Consider the following 16,324-nt stretch of genomic DNA (forward strand, 5'->3'; position numbering starts at 1 on the left):
TGACGACGGCACGAAGCGGATGACCCGCAACGGCCGGTGTTCCGGTGGTGTCACGTCGGGCCCTGTCGACGGCCAGCACAGCCTCGGCGACGGCGATGCGGGCCCTGCCGACCGACGCGATCGCCGCCGCCTCTGCCTCGCTGTGTGTGGTGGTGGTCGCACCGATGTCGTCGGCGTCGCCCAAGGCAACGACGGCGTGTGCGGCGGCGACCACAGCGCGCATGGCGTTGTCGTCGTTCCACTGACTTGCCGGTCGTCCATCGAGTCAGAGCGTATTGGCAACAGTTGGCGAGAGCGGTTGGGGTGCAAACAGTATGACGCCTGCCGCCTCATCGGATGAATCGTCACTGTGACGTAAGGGACTCTGGCAGGGACAGTATCAAGGCGTCGGGCAGGGGTGCGGCGTGCGGCCATTCGCGAATAGTCCACCGCTATCGCATGAGCGTTGTTCTGGCGCAAGACGCCGAATCGGCAGGGGCGTCAACATCTTTGGTGCGCCCAACGACACGACGTCAAAACGTCACTGTGACGTAAATCGGGTGGACAAGCCCGGTGGTGAGGGCGGATCCGCGAGGGGTCGTGCCCGCGGATGGCTTGTCACTTAGTCGACAGAATGACGATCGGCGGGGCGTCATCGAACGTTCGGTGGATCGCCGCTGGCGCCGATGCGGGTGAGACCAGGGATGATGCCTGGTGCGCCAAAGGGTGTCGGTGACGTCGCGATGCTGCTCCTGAGCCATCGAGCCATCGATGCAGTTCATCAAAGTGCCGATAAGCCACATTATGTCAAGTGGGCTTTGCCGCGTTGAGCTGATGGATCATCGCCTCACTCCCCGCTCGTGAGCAGTTCCCAGGGCTGCATACCGATTGCACCAGCAAGGTTTCGTTGCAGCGCAACACCGGCCGGCAGCGTGCGGTAAAAAATACTCACCTCGGCAATCTTGCCGTCCGCGTCGAGCAGGGCGAAAAATACGCCGTTGACGGCGGCTTCTCCGATTTGCAGCCGGAAGTGCGCGGCGTGGTGGGTGTCGCCGCTGAGCACCTCCATATACGTGTCGTCAGAAGACAATCCGTTGACGGTCTGAATAGTCGCCACCGCGACCTCGCGGCCGGTGACTGGCTCATCGCCGAACGGGCCGTACAGCACCACGTCCTCGGCGAGCAAACGGGTGAGAGTGTCTTTGTCTGCGCCGCCGTTGATGCAGTCGACGAAGGACCCCATGGTGTCGCGATGCGGAGCGAACGTGGTCATGCCGTCAGCTGGCCGGAGAAGTAATGGCCGTTGTCCAAATCGGTGAGCAGGTCGGGCGCAGTGGGTTCCCAGCCGAGGGTCCGGCGGGTGATGACGTTGGACGCCGGCAGGGACAGCGTGACCAGATTCGTGAACATGCCGAAGTATCCCGGCAGCATCAGCGCGTCCGCGGGGATGCTCACGGTGGGCAGGCCCAGACGGCTGCCAATGGCCTCGGCGATCTGGCGGAACGGGATGCCCTCGTCCTCAACCGCATGCCACGTCTTGCCAGCGGGGCCCTTCTCCAACGCCAGCCGGAACAGGGAGGCGACATCGCGAATGTGCACGGCCCCCCACCGGTTCGAGCCGTCTCCGGGGTAGCCAGCGAAGCCCTTCTGTTTCACGAGCGCGATCAACCCCGGAAGGAAGCCGGCACTATCTGTCGTGCTGTGCGCGATGGTGGGAAGCCGCACGACTGAAGACCGCACTCCCCTGTCGGCGAGGCCGACTACGGCGGTCTCTACGGCGTTACGGAACCGCAGGGTGCCCTTGTGCTCATCGCCGCTGGGAAGGGCCGGGTCCTCCTCGGTGGCTGGCCGGCCGAGGTTCCCGGGCGAGCCCATACTGCCCGCCGCGACCAGCGGCTTTCCCGTCCCCGCGAGTGCCTCGCCGTACGCGACGATGACTGGGACCTCCGCGGCGGTCACAGCGTTGATCCCGCCGGACGGAAGCAGGTCTTGCCTGTGCGCGACGTGGATGACGCCGTCGGACTCCGCGGCCGCCTCCTTGAGCCCGTCGAGATCCTCGAGGCTGCCGCGACGCACCTTCGCGCCGTGCGCGGACAGCGCCGCCGCGGCCGTGTCCGACCGGGCCAAGCCGGTGACCTCATGTCCGGCGGCGATGAGCTCTGGGATGATGTACGAACCGGAATGGCCGGTCCCGCCAGCGATGAAAACGCGCATGTTGCTCTTCTTCTACGGGTAGGTGCGGCTGCGCTCAGCCGGAAACGTTGACGCCGAGAGCGACGTCGAAGTTTCCCACTCCGTGGCGGGCGAGGCCCATCAAGACCAGGCTCGTGCCTTCCAGCCAGTGCGCCATGTTCAAGCCACCGACGTCCAGTGGGCGCAGATTGAGGCTTTCGACAAACTCCGCCACGCCCGCCTTGGCGCGCGCGTCGTCGCCGGCGATGAAAACGTCCAGCGGTCGGCCCTGGGCCAGGACAACACCGAAGACCGTGTTGAAAGCCTTCACCACGCTGGCGCTGGCGGGAGCCGCCTTGTCGACTTCCTGCGCGATCGACGTGTGATCGGGGATGGCCAGCCCGTCGGCCTCGGAATTGAAGGGGTTGCTGATATCGATGATGACCTTGCCCGCCAAGGCGTCTCCGTACTGGGTGACGACCGGAACGACATTGGCGTACAGCAGGGCAACGATGACGATGTCCCCGACCGGAACGGCGCCGAACTCTCCCGCCGTGGTGCTGCCGCCGAGATCCTTGGCCAGGTCGGCCGCCTTGGACTGATCGCGGCCGATGACCTCGACAGTATTGCCGCCCGCTACGGCCAGCTCGCCGATGGTGCGGGCCATGTTCCCGGTGCCGATGATGCTGATGTTGCTCATGACGTATCCCCTCTTGGTTCCAGAATGGTTGATGCCTCAACCATATGCACAAATTAGTGATGCGTCAACCAATTTGGGGGTAGCATGGGAATCTATGGCACCGAACTGGCTGAACGCTCGTGAAGATCGCGCCTGGCGGGCGTTCATCCACGCGCATGATCAGATCGAGGCCCAGCTGAACCGTCGCCTGCTGGAATCGGGTCTGTCCGGAGCCGACTACACGGTCCTGGCGTCGCTCTCGGCACTTGACGGGGACCGCATGCCCGCCCACGCCCTGTGCAAGGCGCTTGGCTGGGAGAAGAGTCGTCTCTCCCACCAGCTGCGGCGCATGGAGAAGGACGACCTGATCAGCCGCGAGCCCAACCCTGACGACGCCCGCAGCACCATGGTCTGTCTGCTGCAGGCTGGCCGCGCCGCCATCGAGAAGGCGGCGCCGGGGCACGTGGAGGACGTCCGCCGGAACTTCATTGACCTGTTCACACCGGCTGAGCTCGACCTGCTCGCCACTCTCAACGAACGAATCCTGCACCACGTGGCCACCGACGACGACTCCCCCGCCGAAGACGAGCGTTCGTAACCTTCACTAGCCGTGCGCGAAGGTCGAAGGTCCTCTGCTCAAGAAATCAGCAGAAGCGCGGACGTGATGAGCATGACCGCGGCGGTGACGCCATGGACGCCGCAGGCGATCGACTCGGAGCCGCCGTTGCGCAGCACGATGTTCGCGTCGGTGAGCGGACCTCGGCGCCTGCGGCCGCCAGCGCACGTGCGGTCTCCACGCCGATGCCGGAGGTGGCCCCGGTGACGACGGCACGACAGCCGGACAGATCCACATCGGCAAGGACGTTGGCGGCGGTCGAGGTGAAGCCGAAAGGGGTTGCAAACAATGGCATTGCGTCCTCCGCCATTACTGTCTAGGCCGCGGTTTGCAGTGCGGAGATGACGTCCTCGGTCCAGACCACCCCGTGGGCGAGAAAGGCATAGTTGATTAGCGCCGCCTGGTAACCGTCACCCCACTCGGGGTGACGCGGACCTGCGATGGCATCGCGGACGACGTAGACCTCAAAACCTTGTTCGAGGAGATCGCGTAGGTGCGATTCGACGCACATGTTCGCGAGCATCCCCCCGAGCAGAACTTTGTTGATGCGGCGTTTTCGCAGCTGCAGAACCAGGTCGTTGGTCTGCGAGCCGAATACCTTGTGGGGGCTGACGACGATGGTGTCCGCATCGTTGATATAGGGCTTGAACTCCTCCAGCCAGTCAGCTCCTGAGCCGACAAGCCCATCCAGGTTCAACGGACCCGGCCGGTCGAACGTGCCGGTGCGCAGTTCGTCGGTTTCTAGTGCACCGTTGAACAGCCAGCGGTGATCAGTGGGATAGAAGTAATGCGGCGAGATGAACATTCCGAACGAGGCGGCCTTCGCAGCTTTGAAGATGGCGAGCATATGCGCGACCGTGTCGTTTTCGGTGACGCTGGCGCCTGTCGCCGCCCAGTTGATGCCGGTAGGGCTCAGCACGTCGTTCTGCGGATCGATGAACACCACGGCGGTGTCGCTTGCGTTCCAGTTCATCGAATGCCTCGTTCCGGTGGGCGATCATGGGAGGTGTTCTCAACGATGATGTCGTGAGTGTCGGTCCTTCGTCAGAGTTCGCCATTTCTCTGTGCCGTCGATTCCTCCCGCGCCGAACAGCGTGCTGCGCGCAGTCGATTCGATCCGCAGCGCTGACGGCGGCAGCGCCACCCACCCGGACAGACGAGCCGATGTGCGGCCCTGCGACGTGCTTGGGCACGTCGTCGACGGAGTCAAGAAGGGCCGACATGCAGTTCGCGGCGCACCAGCACGCACCGGACTCGATGATCTACTCCGAATACCCGGCATGGCCGACGGAATCGCGCTAGAACAGCTCCGGCGTCGTCGGCGGGACGTCATCGAGAAACGCATTCACCATCGGCACAAGCACTTTCGACTCCCCAGAAATCCCAACGTGGGACATGGCGGGCAGTACCACCAAGCGGGCGGCGGGAACGTCCTGCAACACTCCCCTGGCCGCCGCATCCATATCGCCTCCACCACGCAGCCTGAACATCGCTAGCGCGTGTTCGGGTTTCACGCCGTCCGCGTCGCCGATGATGACCATCGTCTTCGCAGAGATCGAACGCATCTGTTCGTCGCTGATGTTCTGGTCGTCGGCGTTCAACCGCTTCATCTTCTGCAGGTAGGCGTCGTACGCCTCGGCGTCGGGGGTGTGTTCCTTGAAAGCCTGTTCGACGGGCGTGCCTGCGAAGGCTTCGGCGCTCAGGCTCTCGATCCCTTCGGGGACCGACGGGTACCAGCCATCCTTTCGGAAGGTGGCCGACATCGGGACCAATTTGCTCACGAGCGACGGATGACGGATGGCGAGTTGCAGCGCGACTCCGCCGCCCTGTGAGTAACCCATCACATCTGCGCGGTTCACCTCCAATGCGCGCAGCAGTGCCGCGGCGTCGTCGGCGAACTGTTCGTAGGACATCTTCCGCGAGGTATCCGGCGTACGGCCGTGGCCTTGCTGATCGAACACAATCACCGCGCGCTCGTGTGCGAACGCCTCCGCCCACACCTTCATCGAACCGGTGGCCATGAACGCGCCGGGAATCAACAGCAAAGGTGTTCCCGCGGCGCCGAGCTCGCCGTACACCTCGTAGTAGAGGTTCAGTCCGTTTATCGGCAGACGACCATGCGACGGCGTTGTTCCCATATCGGATGGACCTCGAGGGCGCAGAGAATTCATCGCTGATGCGGCTGTAGCGTGGCGACCGTGAACTTCTCCCGTACGTCCCCCATCGCGCTTGTGGCGTCTGCCGCGTCGCTGGTCATCACACTTGCAGCTTGCGGCTCCGATGCGGACACGTCGTCGGCAACCACGTCGTCCGCTGCGGAAGCGGGCACGTCGTCGGTCACCGAACCGCTCGCCTCCTCCCCCGTCCCCCAAGCGCCGATCGCGGCCAGCACCTGCCCGACGGCCTCGCCGGCGAGCGGCGGCACACCGGAATGGACCCTTCCAGGGGCAACCGGCAGCGTCGCGGTCACCGGGTCCACCGATACGGCCGCGCCGCGCGTGGACGTGCAGGCGCCGTTCAGCGTCACCGAGACCAAAGTACAGACACTGAAGGCCGGCGACGGTCCTGTCGTCGCGGACACCGCCACGGTCTCGGTCTGCTACATGGGCGTGAACGGACGTGACGGTACGGTTTTCGACAGCGCCTACGAACGGGGCGCCCCGGCTGACTTCCCGCTGACCGGCGTCGTGCCGGGATTCCAGAAGGCCATCGCAGGCCAGAAGGTCGGTTCGACGGTTGCTGTCGCCATGACCTCCGCCGACGGCTATCCCGACGGGCAGCCCGCAGCAGGGATCGCGCCGGGCGACTCTCTCGTTTTTGCGCTGAAAATTCTTGACGCCTCGACCTGATCATCCAGCCGTGCGGGCGGGCCTGCGCTCGTCCCACACTGGCTGGTCGGTCTCGCGGACGGTGCCGTCGGCAGCGAACACCAGGTAGCGGTCGAACTTGCGCGCGAACCACCGGTCATGGGTCACTGCGATGACCGGGAAGCGCAGCGCACTCGAGTTTCGGCCGCGGGGTCATCACTCCGGCTTGAGCAGGGGCCGCAGATCGTCGAGGCGGTCGAACAGGTGCCAGATGTAGGACGACGAACCGCTCTCGCGGTGGGCGTGCAGATCGGTCAGCTCGGGATCATTGCAATAGCTGTCGAAGGCGTCCTTCGACTCCCACTCGACGAGTATCAATACCTTGCGTGGCTCGATCTCGCCGGTGATCGATTCACGGAATTGTCCGAGGGCAACGACGCGACCGCCGTGCTTGGCCACTTCCTGCGGTGAGCGCTTGGAGTAGGCCAGGTACTCGTCACGGTCAGCGATATCGAACAAATTGAGGGCGTAGACCGTCACGCGCGTGACGCTACTCCCCCTGCGGATCCGGAATCGGTGCGTGAACGGCTCGGTGGCGGCTCGATAATTGGGTGATGTCCGTTGCATGGGAATGTACGTGGGTAGAGGGGGCTGTCCAGCGTGCACGGTCCCTGGTGGCCGCCCACGGGGCGGTGCCGAGTGTGACGGCGACCGGTGCGGTCGAGCCGGCGGCTGAAAAGACCATGACCACTAGGCATACCGCTGGCGACATGTCCGGAGCTGTCGTCGCGCAACACGACCGGTTCGCCGCCGACAGCGCCGTGAAATTGGGGGCGGCCGGTCGAACCGATACCGCCTTGGATGCAGCAATTGGCACCGCTTCAACGATTACACGGGCCGGCAGTGAACGTCTTGACGAGATCGCCAGGCAGTCACGTGCAACCTCGCGGGCGGGAGCCGTCGCAAGTACACCGGCGGCGCAACGAATCGTTCTCAATGCTCTCCGTTCTCAACTCTTTCACGCCGCCAGCGTGGTCGATTCGGTCAGGCAGCAGGGTGCCGAGCTCGCGAGTCGCATCAGCGATCTTCGATACGAGGTACTGGTTGCTTCGCTTGCTCTGGAGCCGCAAGTCCCCACTGGGCCGATCGTGTGGTGCGTGAGGCCTCAAGGGACGTTCGGGAATTACCGGTGCTCGGTGCTGTACCCGGACCTGAGGGTCGGAACATATTGGAGCCCAAGCGACGACACTGGCGGATCGCTGCCGTGAAGCGCATTCTGGCTACCTGGAGGAGAAAGTGAGCAGGACAACCGACGACGCCGACGACGAACTCCGCCAGTACGCCTTCCACATGGAACCGCAGCTCGTAGCGAACGGAGATACGTGGACGGCGTCCTACCCCGGTGCTGACTGGTCGACATCCGGACCTAGTAGCGCGGAAGCACTCGAGCGGTTGGGTGAGGAATTCATCCGGCGCCAGAATGCCGGCGAGGACCCGCTCTCCTACGCGGAAGACGTCTATCGCCGGCATCTGCGCGAGCCGGTGGAGGGTGTGTACGCCGTAGACAACGAGCTGTACCGCGAGCTGGTGCACGCACCCTCGGCTGAGCGCGAACGCACAGTCAAAGAAGCAGAGCGTAGACGCAGACTCGGCGAGGCTTACACACTGTCCGACTACCGAAGCGACCGTCAGATCGACTAGTTGCGTACCGAGCCCGATTCCTTTCGTCGGGCGCCGCCCCGCTGGCGTTGCCTGTGCAGTCAAGTACAGACGGCGCGGTCGGCTACCGATCCCAACAAGGATGCCTCCCGGAAGACCCGTCAGCGCTGCGCTACCTCGATATCGGAGAACAGCACGCGCACACCACCGGTCGACAGTCGCGCCATCGCCTCGAAAAACGCGCCGGCTTCCGGTGTGGTCACCGCCTCGCCGGCTGAAGAGTAATCTGGGTAGTAGAGGTCGATGGAACGGTAAGCGGGCGTGGGACTTCCATCCTCCTTCGGCCACACTTTGGAGGCCTCGAACCGGATGTGTCCCGGTATCCGGCGAGCAGCCTCCAGCTGTTCCGACTCATAGGCGGCTTCGAAGGCGCCGGGGTCGATGGGGTTGTCGTAGATGACCGTGATCTTTGTTTCTGACAATGGATTTCCCTTGCATCGCTAACAACGGCGCAGGACCGGTCGGCCCTGCGCCTAGCGATTATGCATCCGCTGTCTGTCAGCCGTTCGGGCAACTCGTCGTCGGAAGGAACAGCGACCAGCACCACCCCGGTGGGAGCGGCGGAGTCAGGTTAGGCGGGGGCGGCGGTGGGGCCGACGGCGCCTCTCCCTCGAAAATGTTGTGAGCCACATTGCCCTGCCCGCTGTAGACGTACCAGTAGGTGTGGCAGACGCTCTCATCCCAGACCACGGGGTAGACGAGCTTGTTGCCGGTCTCCACCGGCGGGTCGCCCGGGCACCAGTGGCACGGGCCGGACGGGTTGTCCTCAGGACATCCCGGCCATGCGCTCAGCGGTACGGGACCACCCGGCAGAGCCTGCGCGGTGCCTTCGGCAAGGCCCACGCCGGCAAGTGCGACGCCGGCCGACAGCACCGCCCCGGCGATCATCCTCTTGAGCTTGTTCATGGCGTGTTCCTTTGATCGGTCGCCGCAAGTGCGGCGTTACCGCAAGTACACAAGGGGTGGCGGACTACCGATCCCAAGAAGCACGCCGACCCGCGTCAGGGCTGATCCACCGGGGTGGCCCACCGCGCCCGTCGCTGCTCATCCGTCTGTTCCCACCACGGCGGTGTGCCCCGCTCACCGAGTGCGACCTTGGCCGCTTGGACGCCGGCCCTGGCCGCCGACTCCCCCGCTGTGCCCTTCGTGCGGCGCACCTCTCGGCGCCACGCCATCAAGATCCGGGTCAGCTCGGCACGCCGCTCCCCCGGTATGGCCGGATCAGTGGCCCGCCACCGGTGCCCGTTGATCACCACGTAGCGACCGTCGTCGGTCCTGGGCGCTTCATTCATCGGCTCAAGGCCGAGCCGCCGGCCTGCTGTAGGGCCGCCACTGCCCTTCGGGCTGAGCGAGACGGTCTGCGATCACGTGCAGCGTCTCGCGGTTGTGGCCATAGCCCAGGTGACTGCCGTGGACTTCGACGTTCTCGGTTTCGGCCGCCGGCCGACTCAGGCAGCACTGCCACGCGACGATGCCGTCGGTTCTGCTGTAGATACACGTGGTGGGAACGGAAAGCGGTTCTTCCCGCGCGATGCGGGCAGCCTCTGAAACAACCTGGCGTGACTGCCGTTTCGGGCTCAATACTTGCCACATTCGCCACGCGTGGGTGGCTTGCAGATTGCCGCGGATCGGTGATCCCAGCGTGATCACCATCCGCACGTCATGTGGATGAGCTCTGGCGAGTTCGCGTGCGAAGATGCCGCCGGCGCTCCAGCCTATGAGGCTCACCCTGCGCCCGTCGTTGCGCGTACGGATGTCGGTCAGCCGCGCGGGCAGCTGCCCGGCCATGCCTGCCCGGATGCCGAGGTTGTAGCCCAGCCGCCAGTCATAGGCCCGGTATCCAAGTCTGCGCAACGCCTGGCGCAGAAATTGAGTCGACGGCGCGCCGGCAAGGAAACCCGGCAGCACTAAAACCGGATGCCCATCGCCCTGCGGCCAACGCGACATCTGGCTGATCGAGCGGCGGGCGGCGCCAAACTCGGCGATGGTGCGCCACTCTCGGGCCAGCAGCCGATAACTCGGCGGCGCTGCGGCCTCGGCATCGGGTAGCGCAGCGCTGTTGGGGTCTGTCGCATCTCGCGCCATGCGTAGGGCTTACCCCGGAAAGGGGGGTGACATGCGCTCCGGACTGCAATCCGCGGCATCCAGCTGGCTCATCTGCCGCTCGCGGCGGCGTCGATCGCCTTGTGGATCCGTTGTTCGCTGACCGGGCGCGGGGTGCCGAGCTGCTGGGCCCACAAACTCACTCGCAGCTCCTCGATCTGCCAGGCGATGTCGCGGACACTGTCTGCGCCCTGACGGGCCGACGGCAATGCGCGAACCAACTCGTCATAGGCGTCCTCAACCGCGTGCACCCGCGCCATGCGCTGCCGGTCGGCCTCGACGCCGCGGGGTAACTGCTCGAGGCGCCGGCGGACCGCGGCCAGGTAGCGAGCGAGGTCGGCGAGACGGGCGCGTCCGGTACTGCTGACAAACCCGGCAGGCAACATGCGGTCCATCTGTGCGCGGACGTCTTCGATGGCGTCGGCTTGCCCGGGTGGTGGCTGGCTGGGCAGCTGCAATTGCACATCGTGCGCAGCGGACAGCACCTTTTCGACGCGACGGACGACGTCGATGGTCGTCGACACGAGATCGGCCGCCACCCGGTCACACACTGTTGCGAATTCCCCGCTTGTCCACGCCGGGGCGGGCATCAGCACATCCGCGGCCGCGTCGGCGCAGTCGTCGAGCAGCGCGGCCAGCGAGCCGTCGGGATTCGCGCCGAGAACCAGGCGCGTCCTGGGATCCAGCGCTCGCTCCACCGCTTTGACGGGTGACGCCACGGACAGCCGCACCAACCGTCGTGTCCCCGGCGCCATCGCCCGCTCCTGCTCCACCGGCCTCGCGAACACCCGCAACTCGACAGTGGTGCCCGCGTCTGCGAACGCAGGGAAACCACGAACCTTGCGTCCACCGACGGTGCGCTCGACGATGCGCGGAACCTCATCGAGGTCGGCGGGCCATGTGCGCAGACCCGTCCGCTCCAGCTCGCCGCCGACGGCGTGCGCGACGGCATTCTGAGCTGATGCCGCGAGCCGCTCCTGCAGCGCCGTGAGGTCTTTACCCCGGGCCACCTCCGAGCCGTCCGTCGACTCGATAGAGAACGTCACCCGCAGATGCGCGGGCAGCTTGTTCAGGTCGAAGGCGTCAATCGGCACCAAAATACCTGTGCGACGACGTAATTCACGCTGAAGCGCATCCAGCAGCGGCTCGCCGCCCGCATCGATCCCGGCCATCACCGCGCGTGCGGTGTCGGGTGCGGGAACGAAGTTGCGGCGCAGATTCTTCGGCAGCGAGCGGATGAGTTCGGTAACCAGCTCCTCGCGCAGCGCAGGCACCTGCCACGCAAACTCGTCCCCACCCAGGCGTGCGAGCACATCGATCGGCACGTGCACCGTGACACCGTCGTCCACGGCGCCCGGCTCGAACCGGTAGGTCAGCGGCAGCGCGACATCACCGGTCTGCCAGGTGTCCGGCCGGTCGGCGTCGGCGGTGTCGTCGGTGCGCAACAGATCATCGCGGCTGAACGTGAGCAAGTTCGGTGTCTTGTGCCGTTGCTTCTTCCACCACGCGTCGAAATGCCGCGCGGACACGACGTCCGACGGGATCCGCGCGTCGTAGAACGCATAGATGTCGTCGTCGTCGACCAGCAGGTCACGGCGGCGGGCGCGTTCCTCCATCTCCTCGACCTCGGTCCGGAGCGCTGCGTTGTCGCGGAAGAAATGGTGGCGGGTCTGCCACTGCCCCTCGACCAGCGCATGCCGGACGAACAGCTCGCGTGCCAACTGTGGGTCGATCGGACCGTAGTCGACGCGCCGCCGTGCGACGATCGGAAGACCGTAGAGGGTCACCCGTTCGTAGGCCATCGCGGCTGCGCGCTGGGCGTCCCAGTGCGGCTCGCTGTATGTGCGGTGCACCAGGTGGGCCGCCACGCGTTCGACCTCCTCCGGCTGGATGCGTGCGGCGGTCCGCCCGTAGAGCCGGCTGGTCTCGACGAGATCGGCGACGACGACCCAACGCGGCGGGCGTTTTGTCAGTACCGAGCCGGGCGCGAGCACGAACCTCGAGTTGCGTGCGCCCAGGAAGTCCCGCGTATCGCCTTCGCGCAGACCGATGTGCGACAACAGACCCGATGTCACCGCCGCATGCACACGCGCGGCGTCCGCCGCTTCGTCCTGCTCCCGGATCCCCATGTCGCGCGCGATGCTGCGCAGCTGGCCGACCAGGTCCTGCCACTCACGGATGCGCAGATGATGCAGGAACTCTTCGCGGCACATGCGACGAAACGAGTTGCCCGACCGCTCCTTTCGCTGTTCTCGTAGATAGCGCCACAGGTTGAGATAGGACAGGAAGTCGGAGTGCTCGTCGGCGAACCGGGCGTGCTTCTGCCGTGCCGCGTCCTCTTTGTCGACCGGTCGTTCCCGCGGATCCGGAATAGCCAGCGCCGCGGCGATCACCAGGATTTCGCGTACGCAGCCCTCTGACTCGGCCGCCACGATCATCCGCGCCAGGCGTGGGTCGACGGGCAACTGCGCGAGCCTGCGGCCGACGGGCGTGATGGCGCCGGCGTTGTCGAAGGCGCCGAGTTCCTGCAGCAGCTGCACACCGTCGCGGATGCTTCGCCGATCGGGCGGGTCGAGGAACGGGAAGCTCTCCATGTCGCCGAGCGCAAGTGCCGCCATCTGAAGAATCACTGCCGCGAGGTTCGTGCGCAGGATCTCGGGGTCGGTGTAGCGCGGTCGTGACGTGAAATCGTCCTCGGAGTACAGCCGGATGGACACTCCCGGCGCCACGCGCCCGGAGCGCCCCGCGCGTTGAGCTGCCGAGGCCTGCGAGATCGGCTCTATCGGAAGCCGCTGCACCTTTGTGCGACGGCTGTACCGCGAGATTCGCGCGGTGCCGGGGTCCACGACATACCGGATGCCCGGCACGGTCAGCGACGTCTCGGCGACGTTGGTCGCGAGCACGACCCGGCGGCCCGTGTGCGGCGCGAAGACCCGCTGCTGTTCGGCGGTGGGAAGCCGTGCGTACAGCGGCAACACCTCCGTGTTCTTCATGTGACGCAATGCGTCTGCGGTGTCGCGGATCTCGCGCTCACCGGAAAGGAAGACCAGCACGTCGCCGGGTGGTTCCTTGTCGAGCTCGTCTATCGCGTCGATGATGGCCTCGGTCTGATCGCGCATCTCGGTGCGCACGACCTCGTGGTCGGGGTCGTCCGGATCGTCGTCGTCTGATGACGAGACGGGGACTTCCAGTGGCCGGTACCGAATCTCGACCGGGTAGGTGCGCCCGGAGACCTCGACGATCGGCGCTCCGCCGCTGGGCAGATGTTCGGCTCCGCCGCTGAGTCCATGTTCGGCTCCGCCGCTGGGCCGATGTTCGGCTCCGCCGAAGTGCGCGGCGAAGCGCTGCGGCTCGATGGTCGCCGACGTGACGATCACCTTGAGGTCGGGCCGGCGCGGCAGCAGCTCACGCAGATAGCCGAGCAGGAAGTCGACGTTGAGGCTGCGCACGTGGGCCTCGTCGAGGATGAGGGTGTCATAGCGGAGCAGTAGGCGGTCGCGCTGGATCTCGGCGAGCAGGATGCCGTCGGTCATCAGCTTGACCAGCGTGCGATCGCTGACCTGGTCGGTGAATCGGACTGTGTAGCCGACGGTTTCGCCCAACGGGGTGCCCAGTTCGTCGGCGATGCGCTGAGCGACCGTTCGTGCAGCCAGCCGTCGGGGCTGGGTGTGTCCGATGGTGCCCCGGATACCGCGGCCGATCTCGAGGCAGATCTTGGGCAGCTGGGTGGTCTTGCCTGAGCCCGTTTCACCTGCCACCACGACCACCTGGTGGGTCCGGATCGCGTCGGCGAGCTCCTGCCGCCGCTCGCTTACCGGCAGGTCCGGATACGTGATCGTCGGCAACGCGGCCTGTCGGGTGGCGACCAGCGCCTGGCCCGCGGTGATCTGTTCGGCGAGCCGCGCCAGTTTGTCCGGCTTCGCGCCGCGAAGGTTCTTCAGGCGTCTACCGAGTCGCGCTGCGTCGCGGAGCGTCAGTTCGTCGAGGCGCTTACGCAACTCGGCGACGGTCGGTTCGGACACTCCGGCCAGGGTAGGCGTTATCCGGAGCCGATGATCAGGGGCATATGAAAGCGAGGGGCGGGGCACGGGCTGGGCCATCTCGGCGCTATCCGCCCGCGGCCCAGGCCTTGGCCCGCTCGAGCTCGTCGAGGCCGAATACCGCCAGTTCACCGGGAACCATCCATGCGAAGGCATGCATGGCGTGCGCGACCCAGTCCTTGTCGGAGACCACCGCGATCCGCTTGAAAGCCGAGTGATGTCGCGCCAGCAGACCGAGGCCCAGCTTGAGATCCTCCGCCAAGCCGCCGGGACCGAAGCCTTCGTAATCCGGGTCGATTACCTCGACCATTCTGATCTCGCCGGTTTCCATGAGCTCGTCCATGGCCGGTTTGAGCTCGCGGAGTTCGTCGCCTCGGATGCGACCCGATACGCGGATTCCGGTGACCCCACGTGGCATGTCCGGCAGCATCTCGATCATCGGAACCTCATGGGTTCTAGTTTTGCCGCGGAAGCATTTCGGTGACGAAGTTTTCGAGGAAATCCGGGAGTTTGACGTCGCCTGCCGGTCGAATGACGAACTTCGTCAAGCCCGCTTCGATGTAGTCATCAAGCCTGCGGTGCAGCGTCGGCCAATCAGCCGCCACGAGCTCTGCGGGGTCGAGATCGGGTCGGCGCTTACGAATGGCCGCAAGGACCGGGGCGGGCAGTTCACCGCTGCCGACCGCGAGGTTGATTCCGTAATGATCGGGTTCGATTTCGCGGCCTGCCGCTTGTGCGGCGGCGATGATCGCCTGGCGCGCCTGGGCGGCTTCGGTGGGAGTCAGGAAGCTACCCAGCCAGCCGTCGCCGAGTGCGCCGATACGGCGGAATGCCGCAGCCGATGCCCCGCCGATCCAGATGTCCAGCGGCGGAGTTGGTTTCGGCAGCACCTGTATCCCGCGCGCGGTGAAGAAGTCACCCGAGAAGTCGACATGGTCCTCGCGCAATGCGACGCGAAGGAGTTTGAGCGACTCGTCGAATACGGCTGCCCGCTTTCCGTCCGGCACGGGAAACAGGTCACGTTCGACGGGCAGCGCAGAGCGCAGTCCGAAGACCGGCAGTACCCGCTTCGGGGCCACCGCCCACAGCGAGGCGAGCTGCTTGGCGACGAGGACGGGGTGTCGACCCGGCAGCACCGCCACCGAGGTGCCCACCTTGAGTCGGGTTGTCCGGGCGAGCGTGAACGCCATGCCGACGAACGGGTCGACGAGGTGTGAATACACCAACTCGGAGAACCACAGCGAGTCGACGCCGGTGCTCTCGAGGTGGTCGACGGTCTCGGCCAGTTGCTCCGGGCCGCTGTCGGCTCCAAGCCCCACTCCGAATCGGATCTTCACCCGCGCCTCCTCACATCACGACTCCCCCATATCGCAACACGTGACGGGCGCGGTTTGTGCCGAGCGCGCGATTTGACCTAGTGCGCAGGAACGCCGGTGTACTCGGGGTTGGGCGGCACTGCCAAGGCAGTACCAATCCGATTCGTCGCGCCGATGAACGCCGCGTGCGCTGCCGGTGAGCGCGTGTTCTGCGCGACCAATACCCTGAGTCCGTGGCATTGGTGTTGTCGGTCAACCTCGCACGCGTCCGCCCGAATCCCGACAAACCGTCAAGGTCTACGGGAATCGACAAGTCGGCGGTCAACGAGCCGGTCATGGTGCGGTCACCCGGGCCGATGCGTGGAGGTCTGGGAAGCGGACTGGTCGGTGACACCATCGGTAACCAGAAGCTACACGGCGGCGACGATCAGGCCGTCTACGTGTATGCCCGCGAAGATCTCGACGACTGGGAGGCGCTGCTCGTCCGACCGCTGGGCAACGGGATGTTCGGCGAGAACCTCACTACGTCGGGGGTCGACGTCACCGGTGCTCTGATCGGTGAACGCTGGCGGATCGGCACCGACGGACCGCTGCTCGAGGTGTCTGCTCCCCGTACTCCGTGTCGGACCTTTTCGGCGTTCCTGGAGCTGGGCAACTGGATGAAGACATTTACCAAGGCTGCGAAACCCGGTGCGTATCTACGCGTTATCGCCCCGGGAGCAGTGCGCGCCGGCGACGGCATATCGATCGAACACCGCCCGGACCACGATGTGACGATTGGCCTGGTGTTCCGCGCAAGGATGTCCGAGCCGGATCTGTTGCCGCAGTTGATGGGAGCAGATGCGCTGTCATCGGAACTCAAATCGTATGTGCGTCGCCGAGTCGGGTAGCGC

The 16,324-nt window shown here is 65.6% G+C and carries 19 protein-coding genes and 2 pseudogenes; 4 read left to right on the forward strand and 17 right to left on the reverse strand.

Annotation, left to right across the window (positions count from 1 at the left end; all coding sequences use genetic code 11):
• The 4 genes from QOJ24_RS08180 to QOJ24_RS08195 all read right to left on the reverse strand — a co-directional run.
• The coding region (locus tag QOJ24_RS08180) for a hypothetical protein (protein ID WP_526260486.1) at window positions 1-223 on the reverse strand (223 nt) is incomplete at its 3' end.
• A 603-nt stretch (window positions 224-826) separates the two neighbouring features.
• Window positions 827-1,252, reverse strand: coding sequence for a nuclear transport factor 2-like protein (locus QOJ24_RS08185; protein WP_526260487.1), 426 nt, complete (start codon window positions 1,250-1,252; stop codon window positions 827-829).
• Window positions 1,249-2,193, reverse strand: a complete 945-nt coding sequence (locus tag QOJ24_RS08190; protein ID WP_526260488.1) for an SDR family oxidoreductase — start codon at window positions 2,191-2,193, stop codon at window positions 1,249-1,251. Before QOJ24_RS08190 ends, QOJ24_RS08185 begins: the two co-directional genes overlap by 4 nt.
• A 34-nt stretch (window positions 2,194-2,227) precedes the next feature.
• On the reverse strand, window positions 2,228-2,851 hold the full coding sequence (locus QOJ24_RS08195; protein WP_526260489.1) for an NADPH-dependent F420 reductase: 624 nt from the start codon (window positions 2,849-2,851) through the stop codon (window positions 2,228-2,230).
• A gap of 94 nt (window positions 2,852-2,945) precedes the next feature.
• Here QOJ24_RS08195 and QOJ24_RS08200 point away from each other — a divergent pair, with 94 nt between their 5' ends.
• Entirely contained in the window at window positions 2,946-3,428 is a 483-nt protein-coding gene (locus QOJ24_RS08200) for a MarR family winged helix-turn-helix transcriptional regulator (protein ID WP_526260490.1), read from the forward strand.
• Between the two features lie 157 nt (window positions 3,429-3,585).
• On the opposite strand, the pseudogene QOJ24_RS08205 reads toward QOJ24_RS08200, so the two are convergent.
• The 3 genes and pseudogenes from QOJ24_RS08205 to QOJ24_RS08215 all read right to left on the reverse strand — a co-directional run.
• Window positions 3,586-3,741, reverse strand: a pseudogene (locus tag QOJ24_RS08205) (SDR family NAD(P)-dependent oxidoreductase); the annotation flags it as partial.
• Window positions 3,742-3,762: 21 nt separating this feature from the next.
• Entirely contained in the window at window positions 3,763-4,419 is a 657-nt protein-coding gene (locus QOJ24_RS08210; RefSeq protein WP_526260491.1) for a cysteine hydrolase family protein, read from the reverse strand.
• Window positions 4,420-4,744: 325 nt separating this feature from the next.
• Window positions 4,745-5,584 (reverse strand): alpha/beta fold hydrolase, encoded by an 840-nt coding sequence (locus QOJ24_RS08215; RefSeq protein WP_526260492.1) that lies wholly within the window; start codon window positions 5,582-5,584, stop codon window positions 4,745-4,747.
• A gap of 51 nt (window positions 5,585-5,635) precedes the next feature.
• Between QOJ24_RS08215 and QOJ24_RS08220 the strand changes: the two genes are divergently transcribed.
• Complete coding sequence (locus QOJ24_RS08220; protein ID WP_526260493.1) at window positions 5,636-6,295, forward strand: FKBP-type peptidyl-prolyl cis-trans isomerase; 660 nt, start codon at window positions 5,636-5,638, stop codon at window positions 6,293-6,295.
• Here QOJ24_RS08220 and QOJ24_RS08225 read toward each other — a convergent pair whose 3' ends face one another.
• Window positions 6,296-6,421 (reverse strand): hypothetical protein, encoded by a 126-nt coding sequence (locus QOJ24_RS08225; protein WP_526260494.1) that lies wholly within the window; start codon window positions 6,419-6,421, stop codon window positions 6,296-6,298.
• A 48-nt stretch (window positions 6,422-6,469) separates the two neighbouring features.
• Entirely contained in the window at window positions 6,470-6,793 is a 324-nt protein-coding gene (locus QOJ24_RS08230; RefSeq protein ID WP_526260495.1) for a DUF1330 domain-containing protein, read from the reverse strand.
• Between the two features lie 756 nt (window positions 6,794-7,549).
• Here QOJ24_RS08230 and QOJ24_RS08235 point away from each other — a divergent pair.
• A complete protein-coding gene (locus QOJ24_RS08235) occupies window positions 7,550-7,954 on the forward strand; it encodes a hypothetical protein (protein ID WP_526260496.1) in 405 nt (134 codons plus the stop codon).
• Window positions 7,955-8,073: 119 nt separating this feature from the next.
• Here QOJ24_RS08235 and QOJ24_RS08240 read toward each other — a convergent pair whose 3' ends face one another.
• From QOJ24_RS08240 to QOJ24_RS08275, 8 genes and pseudogenes are all read right to left on the reverse strand, one after another.
• The gene (locus QOJ24_RS08240; RefSeq protein WP_526260497.1) at window positions 8,074-8,394 is read right to left on the reverse strand and encodes an EthD family reductase; all 321 of its coding nucleotides are present in this window, start codon (window positions 8,392-8,394) and stop codon (window positions 8,074-8,076) included.
• A gap of 76 nt (window positions 8,395-8,470) precedes the next feature.
• Window positions 8,471-8,878 carry a hypothetical protein gene (locus QOJ24_RS08245; RefSeq protein WP_526260498.1) on the reverse strand — a complete coding sequence of 136 codons (408 nt, stop codon included), beginning with the start codon at window positions 8,876-8,878 and terminating at the stop codon, window positions 8,471-8,473.
• 95 nt (window positions 8,879-8,973) lie between these two features.
• Complete coding sequence (locus QOJ24_RS08250; RefSeq protein ID WP_526260499.1) at window positions 8,974-9,264, reverse strand: hypothetical protein; 291 nt, start codon at window positions 9,262-9,264, stop codon at window positions 8,974-8,976.
• Window positions 9,265-9,268: 4 nt separating this feature from the next.
• Window positions 9,269-10,057 (reverse strand): esterase/lipase family protein, encoded by a 789-nt coding sequence (locus QOJ24_RS08255; RefSeq protein WP_526260500.1) that lies wholly within the window; start codon window positions 10,055-10,057, stop codon window positions 9,269-9,271.
• A 68-nt stretch (window positions 10,058-10,125) separates the two neighbouring features.
• Window positions 10,126-14,106 (reverse strand): ATP-dependent RNA helicase HrpA, encoded by a 3,981-nt coding sequence (hrpA, locus tag QOJ24_RS08260; RefSeq protein WP_526260524.1) that lies wholly within the window; start codon window positions 14,104-14,106, stop codon window positions 10,126-10,128.
• Between the two features lie 76 nt (window positions 14,107-14,182).
• Entirely contained in the window at window positions 14,183-14,554 is a 372-nt protein-coding gene (locus QOJ24_RS08265; RefSeq protein ID WP_526260501.1) for an STAS/SEC14 domain-containing protein, read from the reverse strand.
• 16 nt (window positions 14,555-14,570) lie between these two features.
• Window positions 14,571-15,452: a TIGR03854 family LLM class F420-dependent oxidoreductase gene (locus tag QOJ24_RS08270; protein WP_526260502.1), complete on the reverse strand. Its 882-nt coding sequence runs from the start codon at window positions 15,450-15,452 to the stop codon at window positions 14,571-14,573.
• A 77-nt stretch (window positions 15,453-15,529) separates the two neighbouring features.
• A pseudogene (locus QOJ24_RS08275) lies at window positions 15,530-15,616 on the reverse strand (peroxidase-related enzyme); the annotation flags it as partial.
• A gap of 48 nt (window positions 15,617-15,664) precedes the next feature.
• Between QOJ24_RS08275 and QOJ24_RS08280 the strand changes: the two are divergent.
• Window positions 15,665-16,321 (forward strand): MOSC domain-containing protein, encoded by a 657-nt coding sequence (locus QOJ24_RS08280; protein WP_526260503.1) that lies wholly within the window; start codon window positions 15,665-15,667, stop codon window positions 16,319-16,321.
• Window positions 16,322-16,324: the final 3 nt, after the last annotated feature.

It is taken from the genome of Mycobacterium sp. (assembly GCF_032159775.1).
Lineage (GTDB): Bacteria > Actinomycetota > Actinomycetes > Mycobacteriales > Mycobacteriaceae > Mycobacterium.

Coding starts and splice junctions, on each gene's coding strand:
- QOJ24_RS08185 (WP_526260487.1), bottom strand. CDS start 1,252: ATGACCACGTTCGCTCCGCATCGCGACACCATGGGGTCCTTCGTCGAC.
- QOJ24_RS08190 (WP_526260488.1), bottom strand. CDS start 2,193: ATGCGCGTTTTCATCGCTGGCGGGACCGGCCATTCCGGTTCGTACATC.
- QOJ24_RS08195 (WP_526260489.1), bottom strand. CDS start 2,851: ATGAGCAACATCAGCATCATCGGCACCGGGAACATGGCCCGCACCATC.
- QOJ24_RS08200 (WP_526260490.1), top strand. CDS start 2,946: ATGGCACCGAACTGGCTGAACGCTCGTGAAGATCGCGCCTGGCGGGCG.
- QOJ24_RS08210 (WP_526260491.1), bottom strand. CDS start 4,419: ATGAACTGGAACGCAAGCGACACCGCCGTGGTGTTCATCGATCCGCAG.
- QOJ24_RS08215 (WP_526260492.1), bottom strand. CDS start 5,584: ATGGGAACAACGCCGTCGCATGGTCGTCTGCCGATAAACGGACTGAAC.
- QOJ24_RS08245 (WP_526260498.1), bottom strand. CDS start 8,878: ATGAACAAGCTCAAGAGGATGATCGCCGGGGCGGTGCTGTCGGCCGGC.
- QOJ24_RS08250 (WP_526260499.1), bottom strand. CDS start 9,264: ATGAATGAAGCGCCCAGGACCGACGACGGTCGCTACGTGGTGATCAAC.
- QOJ24_RS08255 (WP_526260500.1), bottom strand. CDS start 10,057: ATGGCGCGAGATGCGACAGACCCCAACAGCGCTGCGCTACCCGATGCC.
- QOJ24_RS08265 (WP_526260501.1), bottom strand. CDS start 14,554: ATGATCGAGATGCTGCCGGACATGCCACGTGGGGTCACCGGAATCCGC.